Source organism: Burkholderia latens, assembly GCF_902499045.1.
GTDB classification, from domain to species: Bacteria; Pseudomonadota; Gammaproteobacteria; order Burkholderiales; family Burkholderiaceae; genus Burkholderia; species Burkholderia latens.
The window spans coordinates 88,732-109,470 of sequence record NZ_CABVPL010000019.1 but is presented as its reverse complement, the minus strand read 5'-3'; the positions used below and the strand labels follow the sequence as shown (position 1 = coordinate 109,470).

General features: G+C 66.6%; 20 protein-coding genes, 4 tRNA genes and 1 riboswitch. Of the genes, 8 read left to right on the top strand and 16 right to left on the bottom strand.

Annotated features, from left to right (window positions below; all coding sequences use genetic code 11):
- Position 1: 1 nt before the first annotated feature.
- From BSE24067_RS15650 to BSE24067_RS15640, 3 genes are all read right to left on the bottom strand, one after another.
- Positions 2 to 78, bottom strand: a tRNA-Arg gene (locus tag BSE24067_RS15650).
- A gap of 63 nt (positions 79 to 141) precedes the next feature.
- A tRNA-Arg gene (locus BSE24067_RS15645) sits at positions 142 to 218 on the bottom strand.
- A 67-nt stretch (positions 219 to 285) separates the two neighbouring features.
- A tRNA-Arg gene (locus tag BSE24067_RS15640) sits at positions 286 to 362 on the bottom strand.
- A gap of 130 nt (positions 363 to 492) precedes the next feature.
- On the opposite strand from BSE24067_RS15640, the gene greB reads away from it, so the two are divergent.
- The gene (greB, locus tag BSE24067_RS15635; RefSeq protein WP_151065437.1) at positions 493 to 1,056 is read left to right on the top strand and encodes a transcription elongation factor GreB; all 564 of its coding nucleotides are present in this window, start codon (positions 493 to 495) and stop codon (positions 1,054 to 1,056) included.
- A gap of 99 nt (positions 1,057 to 1,155) precedes the next feature.
- Here the strand turns inward: greB and BSE24067_RS15630 are convergent, their stop codons facing one another.
- The gene (locus tag BSE24067_RS15630; protein WP_151065436.1) at positions 1,156 to 2,298 is read right to left on the bottom strand and encodes a porin; all 1,143 of its coding nucleotides are present in this window, start codon (positions 2,296 to 2,298) and stop codon (positions 1,156 to 1,158) included.
- A 507-nt stretch (positions 2,299 to 2,805) separates the two neighbouring features.
- Positions 2,806 to 3,069: a hypothetical protein gene (locus BSE24067_RS15625; RefSeq protein WP_151065435.1), complete on the bottom strand. Its 264-nt coding sequence runs from the start codon at positions 3,067 to 3,069 to the stop codon at positions 2,806 to 2,808.
- A 394-nt stretch (positions 3,070 to 3,463) separates the two neighbouring features.
- Here BSE24067_RS15625 and BSE24067_RS15620 point away from each other — a divergent pair, with 394 nt between their 5' ends.
- Complete coding sequence (locus BSE24067_RS15620) at positions 3,464 to 3,667, top strand: cold-shock protein (RefSeq protein WP_006476615.1); 204 nt, start codon at positions 3,464 to 3,466, stop codon at positions 3,665 to 3,667.
- Positions 3,668 to 3,826: 159 nt separating this feature from the next.
- Positions 3,827 to 4,954 carry an exonuclease domain-containing protein gene (locus BSE24067_RS15615; protein WP_151065434.1) on the top strand — a complete coding sequence of 376 codons (1,128 nt, stop codon included), beginning with the start codon at positions 3,827 to 3,829 and terminating at the stop codon, positions 4,952 to 4,954.
- Positions 4,955 to 4,992: 38 nt separating this feature from the next.
- Here the strand turns inward: BSE24067_RS15615 and BSE24067_RS15610 are convergent, their stop codons facing one another.
- Together BSE24067_RS15610 and BSE24067_RS15605 are read right to left on the bottom strand one after the other, a co-directional pair.
- Positions 4,993 to 5,586 carry a chorismate mutase gene (locus tag BSE24067_RS15610; RefSeq protein WP_151065433.1) on the bottom strand — a complete coding sequence of 198 codons (594 nt, stop codon included), beginning with the start codon at positions 5,584 to 5,586 and terminating at the stop codon, positions 4,993 to 4,995.
- A gap of 220 nt (positions 5,587 to 5,806) precedes the next feature.
- Entirely contained in the window at positions 5,807 to 5,911 is a 105-nt protein-coding gene (locus BSE24067_RS15605) for a chorismate mutase (RefSeq protein WP_162484450.1), read from the bottom strand.
- Positions 5,912 to 6,152: 241 nt separating this feature from the next.
- On the opposite strand from BSE24067_RS15605, the gene BSE24067_RS15600 reads away from it, so the two are divergent.
- From BSE24067_RS15600 to BSE24067_RS15585, 4 genes are all read left to right on the top strand, one after another.
- The gene (locus BSE24067_RS15600) at positions 6,153 to 6,542 is read left to right on the top strand and encodes a DUF2946 domain-containing protein (protein WP_151065432.1); all 390 of its coding nucleotides are present in this window, start codon (positions 6,153 to 6,155) and stop codon (positions 6,540 to 6,542) included.
- Between the two features lie 127 nt (positions 6,543 to 6,669).
- Positions 6,670 to 9,027: a TonB-dependent receptor gene (locus BSE24067_RS15595; RefSeq protein WP_151065431.1), complete on the top strand. Its 2,358-nt coding sequence runs from the start codon at positions 6,670 to 6,672 to the stop codon at positions 9,025 to 9,027.
- Complete coding sequence (locus BSE24067_RS15590) at positions 9,015 to 10,283, top strand: sialidase family protein (protein WP_151065430.1); 1,269 nt, start codon at positions 9,015 to 9,017, stop codon at positions 10,281 to 10,283. The genes BSE24067_RS15595 and BSE24067_RS15590 overlap by 13 nt, the downstream gene beginning before the upstream one ends.
- The gene (locus BSE24067_RS15585) at positions 10,280 to 10,762 is read left to right on the top strand and encodes a TlpA family protein disulfide reductase (RefSeq protein WP_151065429.1); all 483 of its coding nucleotides are present in this window, start codon (positions 10,280 to 10,282) and stop codon (positions 10,760 to 10,762) included. The genes BSE24067_RS15590 and BSE24067_RS15585 overlap by 4 nt, the downstream gene beginning before the upstream one ends.
- Positions 10,763 to 10,844: 82 nt before the next feature.
- Here BSE24067_RS15585 and BSE24067_RS15580 read toward each other — a convergent pair whose 3' ends face one another.
- The 5 genes from BSE24067_RS15580 to pepN form a co-directional block, all read right to left on the bottom strand.
- Positions 10,845 to 11,099 carry a GlsB/YeaQ/YmgE family stress response membrane protein gene (locus BSE24067_RS15580; protein WP_006476609.1) on the bottom strand — a complete coding sequence of 85 codons (255 nt, stop codon included), beginning with the start codon at positions 11,097 to 11,099 and terminating at the stop codon, positions 10,845 to 10,847.
- A 128-nt stretch (positions 11,100 to 11,227) separates the two neighbouring features.
- Entirely contained in the window at positions 11,228 to 11,509 is a 282-nt protein-coding gene (locus tag BSE24067_RS32975; protein ID WP_341772556.1) for a hypothetical protein, read from the bottom strand.
- A gap of 315 nt (positions 11,510 to 11,824) precedes the next feature.
- Positions 11,825 to 11,900: transfer RNA gene (locus tag BSE24067_RS15570), tRNA-Thr, on the bottom strand.
- Between the two features lie 209 nt (positions 11,901 to 12,109).
- Entirely contained in the window at positions 12,110 to 13,123 is a 1,014-nt protein-coding gene (locus BSE24067_RS15565) for a class 1 fructose-bisphosphatase (RefSeq protein ID WP_151065427.1), read from the bottom strand.
- A gap of 281 nt (positions 13,124 to 13,404) precedes the next feature.
- The gene (pepN, locus tag BSE24067_RS15560; RefSeq protein ID WP_151065426.1) at positions 13,405 to 16,098 is read right to left on the bottom strand and encodes an aminopeptidase N; all 2,694 of its coding nucleotides are present in this window, start codon (positions 16,096 to 16,098) and stop codon (positions 13,405 to 13,407) included.
- 187 nt (positions 16,099 to 16,285) lie between these two features.
- On the opposite strand from pepN, the gene BSE24067_RS15555 reads away from it, so the two are divergent.
- Positions 16,286 to 16,987, top strand: coding sequence for a DUF4136 domain-containing protein (locus BSE24067_RS15555; RefSeq protein WP_151065425.1), 702 nt, complete (start codon positions 16,286 to 16,288; stop codon positions 16,985 to 16,987).
- Positions 16,988 to 17,051: 64 nt separating this feature from the next.
- On the opposite strand, the gene BSE24067_RS15550 is transcribed toward BSE24067_RS15555, so the two are convergent.
- The 4 genes from BSE24067_RS15550 to BSE24067_RS15535 form a co-directional block, all read right to left on the bottom strand.
- Entirely contained in the window at positions 17,052 to 17,624 is a 573-nt protein-coding gene (locus tag BSE24067_RS15550; protein ID WP_151065424.1) for a TMEM165/GDT1 family protein, read from the bottom strand.
- Between the two features lie 77 nt (positions 17,625 to 17,701).
- Positions 17,702 to 17,839: riboswitch (yybP-ykoY riboswitch) on the bottom strand.
- An 84-nt stretch (positions 17,840 to 17,923) separates the two neighbouring features.
- Positions 17,924 to 19,243, bottom strand: coding sequence for a guanine deaminase (gene guaD, locus BSE24067_RS15545; protein ID WP_151065423.1), 1,320 nt, complete (start codon positions 19,241 to 19,243; stop codon positions 17,924 to 17,926).
- Between the two features lie 16 nt (positions 19,244 to 19,259).
- A complete protein-coding gene (locus BSE24067_RS15540; protein ID WP_244130427.1) occupies positions 19,260 to 19,670 on the bottom strand; it encodes a hypothetical protein in 411 nt (136 codons plus the stop codon).
- A gap of 27 nt (positions 19,671 to 19,697) precedes the next feature.
- A complete protein-coding gene (locus BSE24067_RS15535; protein ID WP_151065422.1) occupies positions 19,698 to 20,723 on the bottom strand; it encodes an adenosine deaminase in 1,026 nt (341 codons plus the stop codon).
- Between the last annotated feature and the right edge of the window lie 16 nt (positions 20,724 to 20,739).

Sequence of the window (20,739 nt, the reverse complement as noted above, 5' to 3'; positions counted from 1 at the left end):
GTGGCGCGGCTGGCAGGATTCGAACCCACGACCCCTTGGTTCGTAGCCAAGTACTCTATCCAACTGAGCTACAGCCGCACGCAAAGCGGTACTGCTTCAACTGTCGGAACCTTCTGCGATGGGAAGGCCCCCCAAAAAAAGTGGCGCGGCTGGCAGGATTCGAACCCACGACCCCTTGGTTCGTAGCCAAGTACTCTATCCAACTGAGCTACAGCCGCACGCAACAACAAACTGCTACTACTTTGAACTGAAAGGGCCTTCGGTTCGGAAGGCCCTCGAAAAAGGTGGCGCGGCTGGCAGGATTCGAACCCACGACCCCTTGGTTCGTAGCCAAGTACTCTATCCAACTGAGCTACAGCCGCACGCAGAAGCGGAAGTATAGCAGAGTTGTATAAAAAGGGAAGCCTTATTCGCGAAATATGTCGCACAATCTTGCGCGGCTACCTTCGTGTACCCTTGAAGCATCAGTCATCCATGTGTTGAATCTGCATCATGAACAAGGCGTTTGTCAAAGAGTCGGACGGAGACGACGACGATCTCGACGCGGGTCAGCCCGCGATTCCTGCGGGTACGAAAAACTACATCACCCCGGCCGGTCACAAGCGGCTCAGGGACGAACTGCTGAACCTGATCGACGTCGAGCGTCCGGAGGTCGTACGGCTCGTGTCGTGGGCCGCGTCGAACGGCGACCGGTCGGAGAATGGCGACTATATCTACGGGAAGCGGCGGCTGCGCGAGATCGACCGGCGCATCCGCTTCCTGACGAAGCGGCTCGATCTCGCGGAAGTCGTCGACGCGAGCCGGCAGGAGAACGTCGACCAGGTGTTCTTCGGCGCGACCGTCGATTACGCGACCGAGGACGGCGAGGATCATACCGTCACGATCGTCGGGATCGACGAGGTCGATCTCGATCGCGGTCACGTCAGCTGGATCTCGCCGATCGCGCGCGCGCTGATCAAGGCGAAAATCGGCGATACGGTCACGCTGATGACGCCGGCCGGGCCGCAGCCGATCGACGTGCTCGACGTCCGCTATCCGGCCCCGGGCGACGCGTGAATCCATCGCGGCGCAAGCGCGTCGCTGGAATGCAAAAGCGCCCCGGATGGGGCGCTTCTCCCTGGCCGCGTCTCGTGAATAAGCGCGCCGGGCGATCGCTCAGAAGCGGTGGCGCATGCCGGCCGTGACCGCGATCTGTTTGTTCGTCGACGACGCGGCGCCGAGCCCATTGATGTTCGCGCCGACCGCGAGGCCATCCGCATTGACCCGCTGATATTCGCCCTGCAGGTAGAGATCGGTGCGCTTCGACAGCGCATAGTCGGCCTGCAGGTTGAACTGGTGCCAGCTCGGCGTCTGGCCGTCGAGCCGGCCGTCCGTATACGTGTACGAGCCGGCCAGCGAGAACGCCGGCGTCAGCGCGTAGCGGCCGTTCACTTCGTAGTTGTTGAAGCGCGTGCCGCCGACGAGCGGGATGCCGCCCGATACGCCCGACTGTCCGGCACTGATGCGGGCCGAATCGGTCAGGCGCGTCTGCGTGAACACGAAGCCGGCCGTCGCGGGGCCGAACGCATAGTTGAGGCCGGCGCCCCACGTGCGCTGTCGGCTGGCCGCGAACGTCCAGTCGCCGGCTACCGCGCCGGGATCGGTGGCCGCGAGCGCGAGCCCGTTGATATTGTTGTTCAGCTGCATGTACGCGGCCGCGACGTTGAAGCCCATGTAGCTGTACGACGCGCCCACGCTGTACGCGCGGTTGTTCGAGAAATCGGTGGAGTTCGAGAAGCCGTACAGTGCGCCGAACTTCAGGCCGCCGTAGTTCGCACTCTGGTATTTGACCGAGTTGTTGATCCGGAACGAGTTGTTGAGGTTGTCGTTGTCGAACGGATGCGCGAACTGCGTGCCGCCGTACTGCGTGCCGGTGAGCGACAGCGGGCCGAGGTAATCGACGACGCTGTCGTACTGGCGGCCGAGTGTCAGCGAGCCGAAGCGGTTGTCCGCCAGCCCGACGAATGCCTGCCGGCCGAACTCGCGGCCGTTCTGCTTCAGCGAGCCGTTGTTGATGCCGAAGCCGTTTTCCAGCGTGAAGATCGCCTTCAGTCCGCCGCCGAGATCCTCGGTGCCGCGCAGGCCCCAGCGGCTGCCGTTGATCGAGCCGGTCGTCTGTTGCCACGCGCTATGACCGCCCTGGTTGTTGGTGTATGTGATGCCGGCGTCGATCAGCCCGTACAGCGTGACGCTGCTTTGCGCATGGGCGGCGGTGGCGGACACGCCGGCCAATGCCGCGACGATCAGGGTTTTTTTCATGATCTGTCTCCAAACTGGATGAGGTCGCTCGAACCTGCTGCGGGCATCGGCAGCGTCGCGGGGTGGCGACGCCGTGCGCGCGGGGCGCGGTACCCTCGTCGGAAATCCATTTGCAGTGTACGGATCGTGCCGCGTGCCGACGAAAACTGCTGACGGCATACTGTATTTTAGAACGCGCAAGAATGTGCGGCTGCGCGGCAAGCCGCGTCCATCAAGACTTCGCGGCGGCGCAGCACGCGCGGCGTGCGAACAGGGCGCCGGAAACGACGTTGCGCGATTGCGACAGGAGGACAACGCGCGGCGCACGTCGATGCAAGCCGATTATTGACACATCGGCAATAGAGGTTTGTGCGCAGCATGGATAATGAAAGGATGTTCTCTCGCTATACTGCGATCTCTGCTTTCCGAAGCAGACTTTTTCGTTGACGGAAAAGATCTCCAAACCTTTGTCGGCGCGACTTCCCAGTCGCGCTTTTTTTGCCTGTCGTTTCCGATCCTTCCCGATCCCTATTGCGGGTACGAGCGTCGCTTGCGTTTGACGGCCGGTTCCGTGTCGTCGGTTTCCGCCTGCGGCGGCGTATACGTCCAGTCTTCCATCACGTAGTGACGGGCGTCCAGCGGTGACGCCAGCAGGTTCTGCCAATGGTCGCCGTGCCACGTCGGATCGAACTCGGTGTCGCACGGCACTTCACGGGACTCGGCCAGCGCGCGGGACTTGCGGCGTACGCGCGCCAACCGGCTCGCGAAGCGCTTGATTCCGTCCAGCCACATGACCTTCTCCTTTCATCCACATGACTTCAGCATCGCAACGCGCTTCGGTTTGCGCAACCCGGAAAAAACCCGATGATTTTACCGACGGGATTCGTCCCCGGTAGCTTTTTCGTGATTTCGATTATCAGCGATCTGCCCCAGGTAACATTGACAGGTTTTTGATGCGGATCAATTAATAAAACGCGACGGTGTACCGATTCCATCGGCATTGGCGTTTCTTTGATAAACAACGCGCCAAAATTTCCTTGACGCGCCCGGATTGTCCAATTTATAAAGTGAGCACTCCGTCCCCGCGGGCGGAGCGCTGGGGGTGGGTATCGGCGCGCTGTTGCGGGATTTCGGGAGGCGGCTATAACGGTAGCTTTTTTGATCTAAACGAGTGGGGAACGAAGGTATGGATACCGGTATCGTAAAATGGTTTAACGATGCTAAAGGCTTTGGCTTTATTACGTCGGACAATGGCGGCGAGGATTTGTTTGCCCACTTTTCCGAAATCCGGATGGACGGCTTCAAAACGCTGAAGGAAAACCAGCGCGTTTCCTTCGACGTGAAAGTCGGGCCGAAAGGCAAGCAGGCAGCGAATATCCAGGCAGTCTGACGCGCCACGCAGTGCCGATCATGTCCGGCCCCCGCATTGCGGGGGCTTTTTGCATTCCGGGGTACGAACACCGCGCCCGGCGAACGGATGGCTGCCCGGACTGGCCGTGAGCGCGCGTGCCGGTGCATACTCACGAAAGCATCGTTTTCCTGTCTTTTCATGTCCGATTCCTGTCAGTCCGATCCCGCCTGCGCACAACCACTCGTCTTCGTCGACCTTGAAACCACCGGTGGCTCGTCCGCCGAGCACCGCATCACCGAAATCGGCGTGGTCGAAATCGGGCCGCTCGGCGTTTCGACGTGGACGACGCTCGTCAATCCGGGGCACGCGATCCCGCCGTTCATCCAGCAACTGACCGGTATTTCGGACGACATGGTGCGGGACGCGCCGTCGTTCGCGTCGCTTGCGCCCGCGCTGTTCGAGCGGCTCGACGGCAAACTGTTCGTCGCCCACAACGCGAGCTTCGACCGCGGCTTTCTGCGGGCCGAATTCGAGCGCGCCGGTATCGCGTTCAATCCGGACGTACTGTGCACGGTGCGGCTGTCGCGCGCACTGTTTCCGCGCGAGTCGCGGCATGGGCTCGATGCGTTGATCGAGCGGCATGGCCTCGTACCGGCGGCCCGCCACCGGGCGCTGGCCGATGCCGATCTGCTGTGGCAGTTCTGGCGGCAGCTTCACGAGATCGTGCCGCTCGAGCGGCTGCGCGACCAGATCGCGCGAACGACGCGCCACTTCCGTTTGGCGGGCGAACTCACCGAAGCGTGGCTCGACACCGCGCCGGCCGGATGCGGCGCGTATGCGCTGTTCGGGGAGGGCGACGAAGCCCTTTACGTCGGGCGCAGCGTGCGTGTGCGGCAGCGCTTGCGCGCGCTCTTGACCGGCGAACGCCGGTCGTCGAAGGAAATGCGGCTTGCGCAGCAGGTGCGGCGCGTCGAATGGCGGGAGACCGGCAACGAGCTCGGCGCGATGCTCGCGGAAGCGCAGTGGATTGCGCAACTGCGTCCGTCGTACAACCGGCGTCCCGCCGCGAGTGCCGCCCGCTCGGGTAGTGCGCCCTGGCCGTTCGACGGCGCGGTCGCGTTCGAAGCCAGCGGCGAGCGCCGGCTCTTTCACGTGATCGACGGCTGGCGCTACCTCGGTGTGGCCGAGTCGCTCGACGCGGCCATGCGGCTCGTGGCCGACGGCACGGAGGGCGCGTTCGAGCCCCATACCCATCGTCTGCTGCAGACCCATCTCGCACGCGGGCTGCAATTGATACCGCTCGCGGCCTTCGCGCCGGCCGGCTGAGCGCCGCGCGCGACCGCCTGCTATCGCCGCGTGCGCGGTCAGCCGATCGCGCTGGCGCCGCCGGCGGCGCAGACGTGCGACAGCGCGGTGCCGAGCGCCTGCGTCCGGGACGAATCGTAGCGGGTGAGCGTCTTCCAGTTCGCGATGCTGCGGGCGAGTCGCGCCTGACAGTCCGGTGCGTGGCGCACCGGTGCGACCTGCGCGAGGCCGGCCAGCATTTTCTGCGTGAGCTGGTCGAGCGCCGGCCGCGTGCTGGTCGCGAGGTCGGGCGGCGTGCCCTCCGGCGGGCGTGTCGCGCGCCACGTTGCAAAGAGCGCGTTCTGCACATCCTTGCTCGCGGCAATCTGATCCTCGAAGAACGTCCGCGCGAATGCCGGATCGACACCTGCCTGTGCCGCACGCTTTTCCACCGACGCGAGCAGCGCCGCTTCGCGCGGCCCGTCCTCGATGGCCTTGTGGTTCGTCCATTTCCATCGCGCGACGGGTTCGGCGAGCGCGAGCCGCTGCGACGCGAGCGCGACGATGTTGGTGAGCGCGGTGTCGTCGCCATCTGCGCGCGCGACTGGCGAGGACGAAAGGACGGCGACGCCGAGCGCGGCGACAGCGATGCTGGCACGAATGGCTTGCTTCATCGGAATGATCGGAACAGCCCGGCGGGCCGGAGAGGGAAAACCAGAAGGATAGACGAAGACAGTCGCGCGGCGGAACGTCGCGACAGAAGAATCAGCGGACGCGCTGACTCGGCACCGTCAGGCCATTGCAGCCCGGGTGCGATGCGATCTGCGCCGAAAACGCAGCGATGAACCGCACGATCTCGATCGACACGCGGCGGTTACAGAACGGAACGCAGGTTCACTTCGGCGAGTACAGCTTGTGCTGCTCGTCGAAGAATGCCCGGACATGCTCGGGCAATTCGGCGAGGAATTCCACGCCGACCGGTTCCGGATCCGGGCTCATTACTTGCTCGGGCGGGGGCATGCGGGTTGGTCTTTCGTCCATGGTCGTTTCTCCAACAGGTTCAATGATTATCAACCTCGTGCTTGGATTTATGCCAGTGGCGAATCGTTAGATTTTGTCTCTGTTGTATTAACGGCACATGCGCTGCCGCGCGCCATCTGATGCCGACAATTGCACGCTGCATGGTCGGCAACAATCGGGTCGCTTGCTATACTTGCGCGCACTTTTTTCGTGGACCGCGATGAAACGAACGACGCGATGGATCGGCCTCGTATGGCTGGCGCTGGTACTGAACGTACTGTCGCCCGTCGTCGGCTATGCGCGTCTTGCGTCGAGCGGCTCCGGCGAGCTCACGCTCGAATTGTGCAGTGCGGCAGGCGCCCGCCAGATCGTGCTCGCGCAGTCCGGCGACGATCGTGGCACGTCGTCGTTCGACCATGCCGGCGTCGCGCACTGCGTGTACTGCCCGGGCTTCGCGGCGAACGTGGCGCTGGGCGCAAGCCTGCCCGCGCTGCCCGGCTTCGTGCGCGCGTTCGCATACCGCGCCGCCGGCCCCGTCGTTCCCGAATTTCCCCGCAAGGGCATCCGTCTCGCGCAACCGCGCGGTCCACCCGAAAACGTCCCGGTCTGATTGATATCGTTCGCGCGCCGCGGTGGCGCGCGTGCCGCCCGCGGCCCGATCCGCGCGCCGCGCCACAGACGCGCGCTGCGTCGGCCCGTGCCCGGCGGCGTCCGGTCACGTTTTCAGGAATGCATCCATGTCGTTCATCTTCGCCGCGCGACCGTCGCGCGGTCGGCTCGCGCTCGCGTGCGCGGCCGCTTTTGCCTGGCCGGCCGCACAGGCGGCCTCCCTCGATCGCGCATCCGCCGGCTCCGCGGCGGCCGGCCCCGGTCACGCAGCCGCAAGCGGTGCCGAGGCGGTTGCGGCGGTCACGCCCGCGCCGGCCGGCGATACGCTGAGCGCGGTCAGCGTCACCGCGCAGCGTCAACCGATCGACCCCGATACGCCGGCGGTCGTCCAGTCGATCACGCGCGAGCAGATCGACGCGCACACCAACGTCACGACCGAAGACGCGCTGAAGTACGCGCCGAACCTGATGGTGCGCAAGCGCTACATCGGCGACCGCAACAGCGTGTTTGCCGGCCGCGACTTCAACGAACTGCAGAGCGCGCGCGGGCTCGTGTATGCCGACGGGCTGCTGCTGTCGAACCTGCTCGGCTCGAGCTACGCGTATCCGCCGCGCTGGTCGCTGATCGCGCCTGACGACATCGCGCGCGTCGACGTGCTGTACGGCCCTTTTTCCGCGCTGTACCCGGGCAACGCGATCGGCTCCACCGTGCTGCTGACGACGCGGCGCCCCGACAAGCTCGAGGCATCGCTGTCGACGCAGTTCTTCACGCAGCGGTATCGCGACGGCTACGGCGTGGCGGACAGCTTCGGCGGCAATCACCAGACCGCGCGGATCGCGAACCGCATCGGCAAGTTCTGGTTTTCGCTGTCGCTCGACCGGCTCGAGAACGACAGTCAGCCGATGCAGTATGCGAGCCCCAATTCCACGTACAACCCGAGGCTCGGCGCCCCGGTGCCGGTAACGGGCGCGGCGACCGACATCGGGCCCAACGGCAAGCCGCGCACGATCGTCGGCGCGCAGAACATCGAGCGGACCGAGCAGTTGAACGAGACGGTCCGGATGGGCTACGCGTTCACGGACCATGTCGACGCGACGCTGACGCTCGGCCACTGGGAAAACCATTACCGGCAGCACGGCGAAACGTTCCTGCGCGACGCGGCCGGCAATCCCGTCTACGGCGGCAACGTGTCGATCGGCGGCCGGAACGTGACGGTCGCGCCGAGCGCGTTCGCGCCGCAGCGCGGCGACCAGGAGAACTGGCTGTACGCGCTCGGGCTCAACGGCCGGCTGGACTCGGGCTGGCGGCTGTCGGGCGTGGTGTCCGCGTACGACGTGTCGCGCGACGTGCTGCGTTCCGCATCGACGGTGCAGGGCGGCGCCGGCACGCTGTTCCAGGGTGACGGCACCGGCTGGCGCACGCTCGATCTGAAGGCCGAGGCGCCGCAGGTGAAGGGCCACACGTTCACGTTCGGCTATCACTACGACAACTATTTCCTGCGCAACGTCACGTACAACACGGCCGACTGGCTGGCCGGCCCGACCACGTCGCTCGCGAGCGTCTATCGGGGCGACACGCGCACGCAGGCGCTGTTCGCGCAGGATGCGTGGCGTTTCGCGCCCGGCTGGCTCGCGACGCTCGGCCTGCGCTACGAGCGCTGGGATGCGTACGGCGGCGCGCTCGGCAATGCGGGCGGCACGCTCGGCTATGCGGATCGCGGCGCGAACGCGCTGTCGCCGAAAGTCGCGGTGCAATGGGATGCGACGGACGTCTGGCGTTTCCGTCTGTCGTTCGCGACCGGCACGCGTTTCCCGACGGTCGGCGAGTTGTTCCAGGGCACGATCTCGAACAATGCGATCGTCAACAACAACCCGAACCTGCGGCCGGAAAAGGCGATCGACTGGGACTTCACGGCCGAGCGCGACGTGGGCGTCGGCGTCGTGCGCGCGAGCGTGTTCCAGAGCGACCTGCGCGATTCGATCTACAGCCAGACGACGGTTGCGGGCGCATCGACCGTCACCAACATCTCGAACGTCGACCGCGTGCGCGTGCGCGGCGTCGAACTCGCATTCAGCGGCCAGAACGTCGGGCTGCGCGGGCTCGACATCGACGCGAACGTGTCGGCGAGCAATGCGCAGATCCTCTCGGACACCGCGAATCCCGCGTACGTCGGCTCGCGATTTCCGCGTATTCCGCGCATGCGCGCGAACCTGCTCGCGTCGTACCGCTTCGACGAGCACTGGCTCGCGAGCGTCGGCCTCCGCTATTCGGGCCGCCAGTTCAACACGCTCGACAACAGCGACGTGAATCCGGACGTGTACGGCGGCACGAGCACGTTCACCATCGTCGACCTGAAGGCGCGCTACCGGTTCGACCGTCACTGGAGCGCGTCGGTCGGCATCGACAATCTGACGGACCGCCGCTACTACGTGTTCCATCCGTATCCGGGCCGCACTTTCTTTGGAGAACTGAAATGGTCGCTGTGAAATCGTTCGCGGCGGGCTGCGCGCTGTGGCTCGCGGCGCTGTCGTCCGCCGGCGCGCATGATGCGCATGACGCGCCGAAAGCCGCCGATCCGCATGCCGCGCACATGAGCATGCAAGCCGCACCGGCGCAACAGAAGCAGCCGCTCGCGACCGGCGCCGCGTTCGGCGCGCGGCACCGGCTGTGGGTTGCGTGGGTCGAGGGCGCGCACGTCGTCGTCGCGCATTCGGACGACGCAGGCCGCACGCTGTCCGCGCCCGTCACCGTGAACGCGATGCCGGAGCCGATCTACACGAGCGCGGAGAATCGGCCGAAGGTCGCGACGAGCCCGGACGGCCGTGCGGTGTACGTATCGTGGTCGATGCCGCTCGATGCGCCGTACACCGGCATGGTGCGTTTCTCGCGTTCGCTCGACGGCGGCGCGACGTGGAGCGTGCCCGTCACCGTGCATCGCGACCGGCAGGCGATCACGCATCGCTTCGACATGATGGCCGTCGATCCGGCCGGCAACATCGCGATCGCATGGATCGACAAGCGCGATCTCGTCGCGGCGAAGGCGGCAGCGCACGCGTACGACGGCGCGGCCGTCTACTACGCGGTGTCGCGCGACGGCGGCGCGTCGTTCGAACCCGAGCGCAAGGTGATCGACCACACGTGCGAATGCTGCCGGATCGCGATGGCGATCGGCCCTGCAGGGCACATCGAAGCCGTATGGCGCAACGTGTTCCCCGGGCAGATCCGCGATCATGCGCTCGCGGTGCTGCCGGTATCGGCATCGGAGCCTGTCGTGCCGGTGCGTGCGACGTTCTCGAACTGGCATGTCGAGGCTTGCCCCGAGCACGGGCCGGCGCTGGCGATCACGCCGGACGGGACGCGCCATATCGCGTGGTTCGGCGTCGTCGACGGTCGCGCCGACGTGTTCTATTCGCGTATCGGCGCCGACGGCGAGCCGCGCGGCACGCCGTGGGCGTTCGGCGCGAATCCCGCGGTGCCGGCCGAGCAGGCGTCGCATGCGGCGCTGGCCGCGCGTGGCGACGTCGTGTGGCTGGCGTGGAAGGCGTTCGACGGCGACACGATGCAGATCAAGCTGCGCCGCTCGGACGATCGCGGCGAGCACTGGTCGGCGCCGAGCGTGATCGCGTCGACGTCGGGCGCGAGCGACAACCCGCAACTGCTGGACGATGCGGGCCGCGTCTATCTGTCGTGGCGCACGCGTAACGACGGCTACCGGCTGATCCCGGTGGAGGGCACGCGATGAAACGATGGATCGTATGGATCGGTGCGGCGCTCGCGAGCCTGCCGGCCTGGGCGGGTGAACTGCAGCCGCTGCGCGCGGCCGAGGTCTCGAAGCTGTATGCGACGACGCATGAGCGGCCGCTCGCGGTCGAAATCTGGTCGCTCGATTGCGGATACTGCCGAGAGAACGCCGCGCATCTCGTCGCGTGGCAGCGCCGGCATCCGGACGTGCAGCTCGCAATGATCGCGATGGACGCGTACGACGACAACGGCACGGCGATCGCACAGGCGCTCGCGCAAATGAACGTGCCGTCGCAGGTCGCGCAGTATGCGAACGCGGAGCCGATGCCCGAACGTATGCGGGCGGCGCTCGATGCGGGATGGCGTGGAGAAATGCCGCGGACCGTGTGGATCCGACGCGACGGCACGCGCGAAGCACGCAGCGGATTGCTGACGACCGACGTGCTCGACGGCTGGCTGCAGCGTGGCACGCGCCGCTGACGTGGAAGGCGGCGCGCGACGAGTGCCGCGCGCCGCTTCGATGCTGAAACGGAAGCGCGCCCGAAGGCGCGCGAGAAGATCGTCAGGCCGCGCGCCGGAATAGCCGGATCACGAACAGCAGGATCACGGCGCCGATGACGGCGACGATCACCGAACCGATGAAGCCGCTGCCGATGCTGATGCCGAGCAGCCCGGCCAGCCAGCCGCCGATCACCGCGCCGACGATGCCGACGATGATGTCGACGATCAGCCCGAACCCGCCGCCCTTGACGAGCAGGCCCGCCAGCCAGCCGGCGATCGCGCCGATGATGAGCCACATAATCAAGCCATGAGTCATGGTGATCTTCTCCTTGTGTTGAGTCGACATAACCGGACGCCGGCTGTTTCGCCGCAAGCTGCATGAAGGCGGCACTGCGACCCGCCGCGCCGCCTTCGCAATGTAACGCGATAGACGGGTCGGAATCGTTAAGTAATGTTATGCACCCTTAACGGGTTTTTCCAGGGGATTCGTCTGACTACGGCGCGCCGCGCACAGACATTCGGCGGCGAAATGAATTCGTAAGAAAGAATGGGATGCCGAATCATGTGCATGGTGCGCGGCGGTGCTGCGGCGCCTGTATCGGGCAGGCTTTCGGCGGCGTCGGCTAACAGCCGCGTGACGGTCGCGGCATCGCCGGTCGCGTCGATCGCCATCGACGCGAAGCGGGCAGGAAAGGGCGACGCGTCGATTTCGTCGATGCGGGTCATCCGCGGCGCAGACCGGTGTAGGCGATGTCGCGTTCGGTAGCGGCCGTCATGCGTTCTCCTGAAGATCCGCTGACGGGTGCGGATGAAGCGCGCGTTCGAGTGCGCCCGGCAGCCAGGTGCGCATGGTGCTTGCGACAGAGCCGGGTGGTCCGGCGATGGTTGTGAGCGGCGGCCCCCGGCGCGGGAGTCGGGCGGGCTGCCTGCAAGCGAAAGCGGCGGTGAGGGCGGAAGAGGGGGCGCACGATCCGCGTATCGGAAACGCGGCCGGAAAAGAGAAAAGGCCTGACAAGCATCACTTGTCAGGCCTTTATATCTTGGTGCCGGAGATAGGAGTCGAACCTACGACCTTCGCATTACGAATGCGCTGCTCTACCAACTGAGCTACACCGGCAGCAGAGAAGTGAAATTATATGGTGATATCCGAGATCTTGGCAATAGGTTTTGCGAAAATTTTTTCAGCTTGCTGCCGCTGCTTCGCGAAACCTTCGATCCGGCGGACTTCCCGCTTTCACTTCACTGCGATGCAGCCTGTCAGGGCCACATCGCGAAGGCGCGATTGTACTGACGTCTCGCGCCTCCGTCCAGTGCTGCAGTGCAAATTTATTTACCTTCGTTGTGATAGGCGGTCACGCGCTCGACTTCGTTCTTCGATCCGAGGAACACCGGCACGCGCTGGTGCAGGCCGGTCGGCTGCACTTCCATGATGCGCTGCGTGCCGGTCGTCGCGGCGCCGCCCGCCTGCTCGACGATGAACGACATCGGGTTCGCTTCGTACATCAGGCGCAGCTTGCCCGGACGATCGGGCGTGCGCTTGTCGGCCGGGTACATGAAGATGCCGCCGCGGTTCAGGATCCGGTGCACGTCGGCGACCATCGATGCGATCCAGCGCATGTTGAAATTGTCGCCGCGCGGGCCGTCCTTGCCGGCATTCAGTTCGTTCACGTAGCGCTGCACCGGCTCGTACCAGTGGCGTGCGTTCGATGCGTTGATCGCGTATTCGCGCGTGTCGGCCGGGATCTGCATGTTGCTTTGCGTGAGCACCCACGAGCCGACTTCACGGTCGAGCGTGAAGCAGTTCACGCCGTTGCCGGTCGTCAGCACGAACACCGTTTGCGGGCCATACACGGCGTACCCGGCCGCAACCTGCTGCGTGCCCGGCTGCAGGAACGATTCCTCGGTGGCCTGCTTGCCGTCCGGGCAGCGCAGCACCGAGAAGATCGTGCCGATCGACACGTTCACGTCGATGTTCGACGAGCCGTCGAGCGGATCGAACACGAGCAGGTATTCGCCGCGCGGATAGTTCGCGGGGATCGGGAAGAACGTTTCCATTTCCTCCGACGCCATCGCGGCGAGGTTGCCGCCCCATTCGTTCGCGTCGAGCAGGATCTCGTTCGACAGGATATCGAGCTTCTTCTGCACTTCGCCCTGGACGTTCTCGCTGCCGGCGGTACCGAGCGCATCGCCGAGCGCGCCCTTCGACACGTTGTAGCTGATCGCCTTGCATGCGCGTGCGACGACTTCGATCAGCAGGCGGAGGTCGGCGGGGAGGTTGTTGGTCTCACGCTGCTGCTCGATCAGAAACTTGGACAGCGTGGTGCGGCGGGCAATGGACATGACAGACTCCGAGAGGCCAAAGAATCCTTGAATTGCCGCAATTTTACCCGCCGCGCCTCCCGGCCCGCCGCCTTTTTTCGTCCGGTTACATGACGCGACGGCCGATTCCGGGCGGGTTCAGGCGTGCGCGGCGCCGCCGAGCCAGCCTGGCGGCGCCGACGCAGCGGCGCGCTCGGGCCAGCGTCCGGCTCCGGCCCCGCGCATTCGGCCGACAAAAAAGCCGGTGCCGCAATGAGGCGGCACCGGCTTCATCGCACACGGCGATCGTCGGCGTCGGCCGGTTACGCGAGCGCCTTCTCGACGATCTCCCGCACGTCGCGCGATTTCGCGCCGGCCGCGACCTGCTCGAGCGCTTCGCGCATGCGATCGCGCAGCGCCGGCGTGAAGCGGCGCCACAGCTCGAGCGCGCGCGCGAGGCGCGCGGCGACCTGCGGGTTGATCGCGTCGAGCGCGAGCACCTGTTCGGCCCAGAACGCGTAGCCCGAGCCGTCGGCCGCGTGGAATTGCGCGGGGTTCGCCGAGCAGAAGCTGAAGATCAGCGAGCGTGCGCGGTTCGGGTTCTTCAGGTTGAACGCCGGGTGGGCCATCAGCTTGCGGACCTTCGCGAGCGTCGGCCGGGCCGGCGTGCCGCGCTGCGCGGCCTGCATCGCGAACCACTTGTCGATCACGAGCGCTTCCTTCTCGAAGCGACGGTAGAAGTCGTCGAGCGCACGCGCGGCCGCGTCGTCGGCGCCGGCCGCCGCCGCGGACAGCAGCGCGCCGAGCGCCGCGGCGCGATCGGTCATGTTGTTCGCCGCGTCGTACTGTGCGGTCGCGATGCGCACCGCGTCGGCCGGATCCTCGAGTTCGGCGAGATACGCGAGCGCGAGGTTCTTCAGCGCGCGGCGGCCGGAGGCTTCCGGCGTCGGCTCGTACGCGCCCGGCGTCTGGTGCTGGTCGTACGCGGCGAGCCAGTCGGCGCGCAGCGCGGTCGCGAGCTGGCGGCGCACGAATTGGCGCGCGCGATGCACGGCGGCAGGATCGGCCTCGACCATCTGGTCGGCGAGATAGGTTTCCGAAGGCAGCGTCAGCGCGAGTTCGCGGAACGCCGGCGACAGGCTTTCATCCGTCAGCACGCGGCGGAACGCGGCGACGAAGTTCTCGCCGAGCGCGAGCGGCTCGTTCGCGGCGGCGCGCGACGCGAGCGTCAGCAGTGCGCGCGTCGCGAGGCGCTGGCCGGCTTCCCAGCGGTTGAACGGGTCGCTGTCGTGCGCGAGCAGGAACGCGAGGTCGTCGTCGCTGTAGTCGTACTCGACGATCACCGGCGCGGAGAAATTGCGCAGCAGCGACGGCAGCGGCTGTTCGGGCACGTCGACGAACGTGAAGGTCTGCTCGGTGTCGGTGAACTCGAGCACGCGCGTCGTGCCCGCTGCAGCGGCTTCGCCGTCGAGACGCAACGGCAGGTCGCGGCCGTCGCGGCCGATCAGGCCGATCGCGAACGGGATCAGCAGCGGGCCTTGCTGCGTCTCGCGCGCGGCCGGCGACGCGTCGCCGTAGCCCTGCAGCAGCGTGACCGTGTAGCGGCGCGTGGCCGCGTCATACGCGGTGCGCACCGACACGCGCGGCGTGCCGGCCTGGCTGTACCAGCGCTCGAACTGCGCGAGATCGCGCCCGTTCGCGTCGGCCATCGCGTGACGGAAGTCGTCGCAGGTGACCGCGTGACCGTCGTGGCGCTTGAAGTACAGGTCCATTCCCTTGCGGAAGCCGTCGCGGCCGAACAGCGTCTGGTACATCCGCACGACCTCCGAGCCTTTCTCGTAGACGGTCATCGTGTAGAAGTTGTTGATCTCGACGTAGCTCTCTGGGCGCACCGGGTGCGCCATCGGGCCCGCGTCCTCGGCAAACTGCAGCTGGCGCAGCACGCGCACGTCCTCGATGCGCTTGACCGCGCGCGCCGCGGACGCGACGTCGTCGCCCGCGGCCATGTCGGCCGAGAATTCCTGGTCGCGGAACACCGTCAGCCCTTCCTTCAGGCTCAGCTGGAACCAGTCGCGGCACGTCACGCGGTTGCCGGTCCAGTTGTGGAAGTACTCGTGGCCCACCACCGATTCGATGTTCGAGAAGTCGGTGTCGGTCGCGGTCTCGGGGTTCGCGAGCACGTACTTCGTGTTGAAGATGTTGAGCCCCTTGTTCTCCATCGCGCCCATGTTGAAGTCGCCGACCGCGACGATCATGAAGCGGTCGAGATCGAGCTCGAGACCGAAGCGCTTCTCGTCCCAGCGGATCGAGTGGATCAGCGAATCCATCGCGTGGCGGGTCTTGTCGAGATCGGCCGGTTCGACCCACACCTGCAGCAGCTTTTCCTTGCCGGAGCCGGTGGTGATCTTTTCCTCGATCGCGACGAGCTTGCCCGCGACCAGCGCGAACAGGTAGCTCGGCTTGCGGAACGGGTCTTCCCATTTCGCGAAGTGGCGGCCGTCGGCCAGCTCGCCCGAGTCGACGAGGTTGCCGTTCGACAGCAGCACCGGATACGCGGCCTTGTCGGCGCGCAGCGTGACGGTGTACGACGCCATCACGTCGGGACGATCGAGGAAGTAGGTGATGCGGCGAAAGCCTTCGGCTTCGCATTGCGTGAAGAAGTTGCCGCTCGACACGTACAGGCCCGACAGCGTCGTGTTCTGGTCCGGCGCGCACGCGCTGTCGAGCGTGAGCTCGAACGCGTCCGGCACGTTTTCGATGGTGAGCCCGTGCTCGTGCGCGCGCACCGCGCCGTACGGCGCGCCGTCGAGTTGCGCGCCGAGGAATTCGAGCGCTTCGCCCATCAGCTCCAGATGCGGGTTGGGTGCGGCGTCCGGATTGCGGCGCACGCGCATCGTATTCCTGACGATCGTGCGGGCCGGTGCGAGATCGAATTCGAGTGCGACGGAATCGATGAGAAAGGCCGGCGGCGTGTAGTCGGCGCGGCGGATCACGGTGGAAGAGGCGTTGTCGGACATGGTCGTCGAGGTCGGTGGAGTGGGGATCGGGCCCGCGACGCGGGCCGGGCGAACCGGGCCATTGTACAAAGGCTTGCGGCCGCGTGCCGCTGCGAACTTTTTACCGGTTCCCGGAGTCCGCGTATTATCGGCATCCCGTGCGCTTCGCGCGGTGCGACGAACGGGTGACGGATCGACGAGGATCGACATGAAACGCGAATGGATACAACGCGGTGCGGGCTGGATGGCGGTGCTGTGCGTGGCGCTGCTGGCGGGCTGCACGAGCTATGTGACGACACAGGTCACGGCCTTCTCCGACTGGAGCGGCAGCGACGCGACACGCACTTACGCCTTCACGCGCACCGACGCGCAGAAGCACAGCATCGAGCAGTCGACGTACGAGCCGATCGTCGCGAACGAATTGTCTGCGTACGCGTTCCGCCAGGTGCCGGCCGTGCAGGCGCGTTACCTCGTCGGGCTGACGTACGGAGTCGGCAGCGATCTGGTGACGGTGCCGCAGCCGGTCTACTACGACCCGTGGTTCATGGGGCCCGGGCCGTACTGGCGGGGCGGGCCGTGGGGCCCGTGGGGGCCGTGGGGCGGGATGCCGGCCGGCTACGTCGCGCAGACCTACCAGGTGTTCGACTACACGCTCGGGATCCGGATCACCGAGCGCGCGACCGGCAAGGAAGTCTATAACGTGACCGCGCGCACCACCGGCGACAACGGCGCACTGCTGTACGCGATGCCGTTCCTCGCGCGCAGCGCGCTCGCCGATTTCCCGCTGTCGAACGGCGCGATCCGCACCGTGCGGCTGCCGGTCGACAAGCGCGGCGGGCCGGCCGCGCCGGCCGCGAACGAGCGCGCGGTGCCGGCAGCCCCGGCATCGGGCGCGGCGCTCGCGAAGTAACGCGATCGCGATACGGGCGCGGCCGTGCGAGCCGCGCCGCTTGCCGGCGCGCATCGAACCTGCGTCAAACCCCGACGCCCAGCAGTGCAAGGGCGCCCAGCACGATGAACAGCACGGCCGCGATGCCGTGCACGAGCTTCGTCGGCAGGCGGTGCGCGAAACGGTCGCCGAGCACGATCGCCGGCACGTTCGCGAGCATCATCCCGAACGTCGTGCCGGCCACCACGCCGATGTAATCCTGGAAGCGCGCGGCCAGCGCGACGGTCGCGATCTGCGTCTTGTCGCCCATTTCCGCGAGGAAGAACGCCACCAGCGTCGCGCCGAACACGCCGAGCCGCGAGCGCGCCGTATTCGCTTCGTCCTCGTCGAGCTTGTCCGGCACGAGGATCCACAACCCCATCGCGATGAACGAGAACGCGAGCGCCCAGCGCATGATCGACGGCGTGACGAGCACGCCCAGCCATTCGCCTAACGCGCCGGCGAACCCGTGATTCACGAGCGTCGCGACGAGCACGCCGAGAATGATCGGCACGGGCTTGCGATAGCGCGCGGCCAGCACGAGGGACAGCAGTTGGGTCTTGTCGCCGATTTCAGCGAGAGCGACGGCGCCGGTGGAGATCAGGAAGGCTTGAGACACGTACGGGTTCCACGGGCCGATGTTGTGCGTGCGAGCGACGATCCGCCGCGCGCCGGGCCCTGATGCGGCGCGCAGTGAACCATCGGTCTCGCCAGGCCTTGGTGGCTGCGTCCGCCATGGCCGAACGGCCAAGTCTGTTGACGGACGCCTCCGTCACGATGCGCGCCGGGAGCGCGGGACATCGAGCGGAGCGGCTACTCCCCAATGAGCGCCGGATTCTAGCACGACGCGTGCTTTGCGCGGCGCGAATCCGGCGGCTCCGGCATGCGCCGGGGCGGGGCGGCGCGAACCCGCGCGCGTTACGCGGCGGCAGCGCGGCGCGTGACGCCTCGCTCGTGCACGAGCCGGCCGGCCGCATACGTGCGGTACACGGCACGGTCGTCGCCGAGCAGCGCGAACGCGAACAGCAGTTCCTCGAGCGAATCCGCACGTCTCGTGCGGCGCGCGAGCAGCGGCGTGGCCTGCGGGTCGAGCACGACGAAGTCGGCTTCGGTCTGCGGCGCAAGCGTGCCGACCGTATCGGCGAGATCGAGCGCGTGCGCGGCGCCGGCCGTCGCGAGCCAGAACATCCGCGTGGCGGTCAGGTGGTGGCCCGACAGCCGCGCGACCTTGTGCGCCTCGTTCATCGTCTGCAGCATCGAGAACGACGTGCCGCCGCCGACGTCGGTCGCGAGCGTGACGGGCACGCCGAATTCGCCGGCCTTGTCGAAGTCGAACAGCCCGCTGCCGAGGAAGAAGTTCGACGTCGGGCAGTGCGCGACGACGGTGCGCGTCTCGGCCATCCGGCGGCGGTCCTCGTCGTCGAGGTGGATGCAGTGGCCGTACACCGCGCGCGGCCGCAGCAGCCCGTAGCGATCGTAGATGTCGAGATAGCTGCGGTGGCCGGGGAACAGCTCGGCGACCCATTTCACTTCGTCGACGTTCTCGGCGACGTGGCTTTGCACGAACACGTCCGGATGGCGGCGCGCGAGTTCGCCGCACGCCTCGAGCTGCGCCTCGGTCGACGTCGGCGCGAAGCGCGGCGTGAGCGCGTACAACTGCCGGCCGTTGCCGTGCCAGCGGCCGATCAGCTCGGCGCTGTCGTCGTAGCCCGATTGTGCGGTGTCGCGCAGGAACGCGGGGCAGTTGCGATCCATCAGCACCTTGCCGGCGATCATCCGCACGTTGCGTGCGTCGCTCGCCGCGAACAGCGCGTCGGCCGACTGCTTGTGCACGGTGCAGTAGACGAGCGCGCTCGTCGTGCCGCACGCGAGCAGTTCGTCGACGAAGAAGTCGGCGACTTCGCGCGCATGGTCGGGATCGCCGAACCGACGCTCGGTCGGGAACGTGTACTTGTCGAGCCACGGCAGCAGGCCGGGCGCCGGCGACGCGATCATGTCCGTTTGAGGATAGTGGATGTGCGTGTCGATGAAGCCGGGCACGATCAGCTTGTCGCGCAGGTCGTGGACGATCGCGTCGTGCGCGAGCGTCGCGGCGAGGCGCGAATACGGGCCGGCTGCGACGACCTTGCCGTCGTCGACGATCAGCAGACCGTCGGTCTCGTGATTCGCGGCCTGGCTCGACTGCGCCGGGTCGCCGTTGAAGGTCAGCAGCTGGGAACGGAAAGCGGTTTGCGTCATGACGAATGGTCCTGCATCAAGGTAAGGCGAACAGAAGAAACGGTGGGCGGCGTGCGCTCGCCGGCATCGAAAGCGGTGGCCGAAACTGCGCGTTGCGGCGATGCGCGACGGCGGGGCCGCCGCGCACGGCGGTCGCGCACGCGAGCGTGGCGGCGAGCGCTGCCGGCAGCGGGGCGTCGGCGAACATCGCCGTGACCGTGACCGCGAGCATTAGCGAAATCGCGGGCGGCGCGACAGCGCGCGGCATGGTGAACTGCAAAGAGCAGCTTCGGCGCGCCACCGCGACCAGCGGCATCCACGCAATCAACGCCCTCGCGGCGCGTGCCGCGGCCGTGATATCGGCGTGCGTGCGCGGTGCACGCACGAGGCCGGCGCGGCCCGGCGCCGAACTGGTGCTCGCGAAGCGGATCGCGTGGCGGCGTTTCATCTGTCTAGCGAACCTCGACGCCGGCCGTCACGCCGTCTGCCAGTACGAATCGAGACGCGCGATCAGCGCATCGCGCTGCGCGGCATCGATGAACGACGCGTCGAAGCCGTTGCGGATCACCGCGTACACTTGCGCGTCCGTCAACTGGAGCCCGTCGACCGTCGCGAAGTAGTTGTCGTTGACGTAGCCGCCGAAATAGGCCGGATCGTCGGAATTGATCGTTACCGCGACGCCGCGATCGAGCAGCGCCTTCAGCGTGTGCTGCGTCATGTCGTCGAACACGCACAGCTTCAGGTTCGACAGCGGGCACACGGTCAGCGCCGTGCGCGTGCGCGCGAGGCGTTCGACGAGCGCCGCATCCTCGATGCTGCGCACGCCGTGATCGATCCGGTCGACTTTCAGCACGTCGAGCGCTTCGTAGATATACGCGGGCGGACCTTCCTCACCCGCGTGCGCGACGAGCTTGAGCCCCAGTGCGCGCGCCTTCTCGAACACGCGCGCGAATTTGGTCGGCGGATGGCCGAGTTCGGACGAATCGAGGCCGACGCCGATCAGCCGGTGGCGATAGCGCTCGAACAGCGGCAACGCGGATTCGAACGTCGCGAGCGCGTCTTCTTCGGACAAGTGACGCAGGAAGCACAGGATCAGCTTGCTCGACAGCCCGCGCTGCTCGGCGTCCGCGAGCGCGCGATCGATGCCGGCCACGACCGTCTCGATCGGCACGCCGCGTTCGGTGTGCGTCTGCGGGTCGAAGAACAGCTCCGTGTGGACGACGTTGTCGGCGAGCGCGCGTTCGCAGTACGCGGCCGTCATGTCGTAGAAATCCTGCTCGGTCAGCAGCACGCTCGCGCCGGCGTAATAGATGTCGAGAAACGACTGCAGGTCGGTGAACGCGTACGCGGCGCGCAGCGCGTCGATCGATTCGTACGCGAGCTTCACGCCGTTGCGCTGCGCGAGCGCGAAGATCAGTTCGGGCTCGAGCGAGCCTTCGATATGGATATGGAGCTCCGCTTTCGGGGCACGGGCGATCTTGTTCTTGAATGTCGGGGTCATGGCGTCGTTCTTGGTC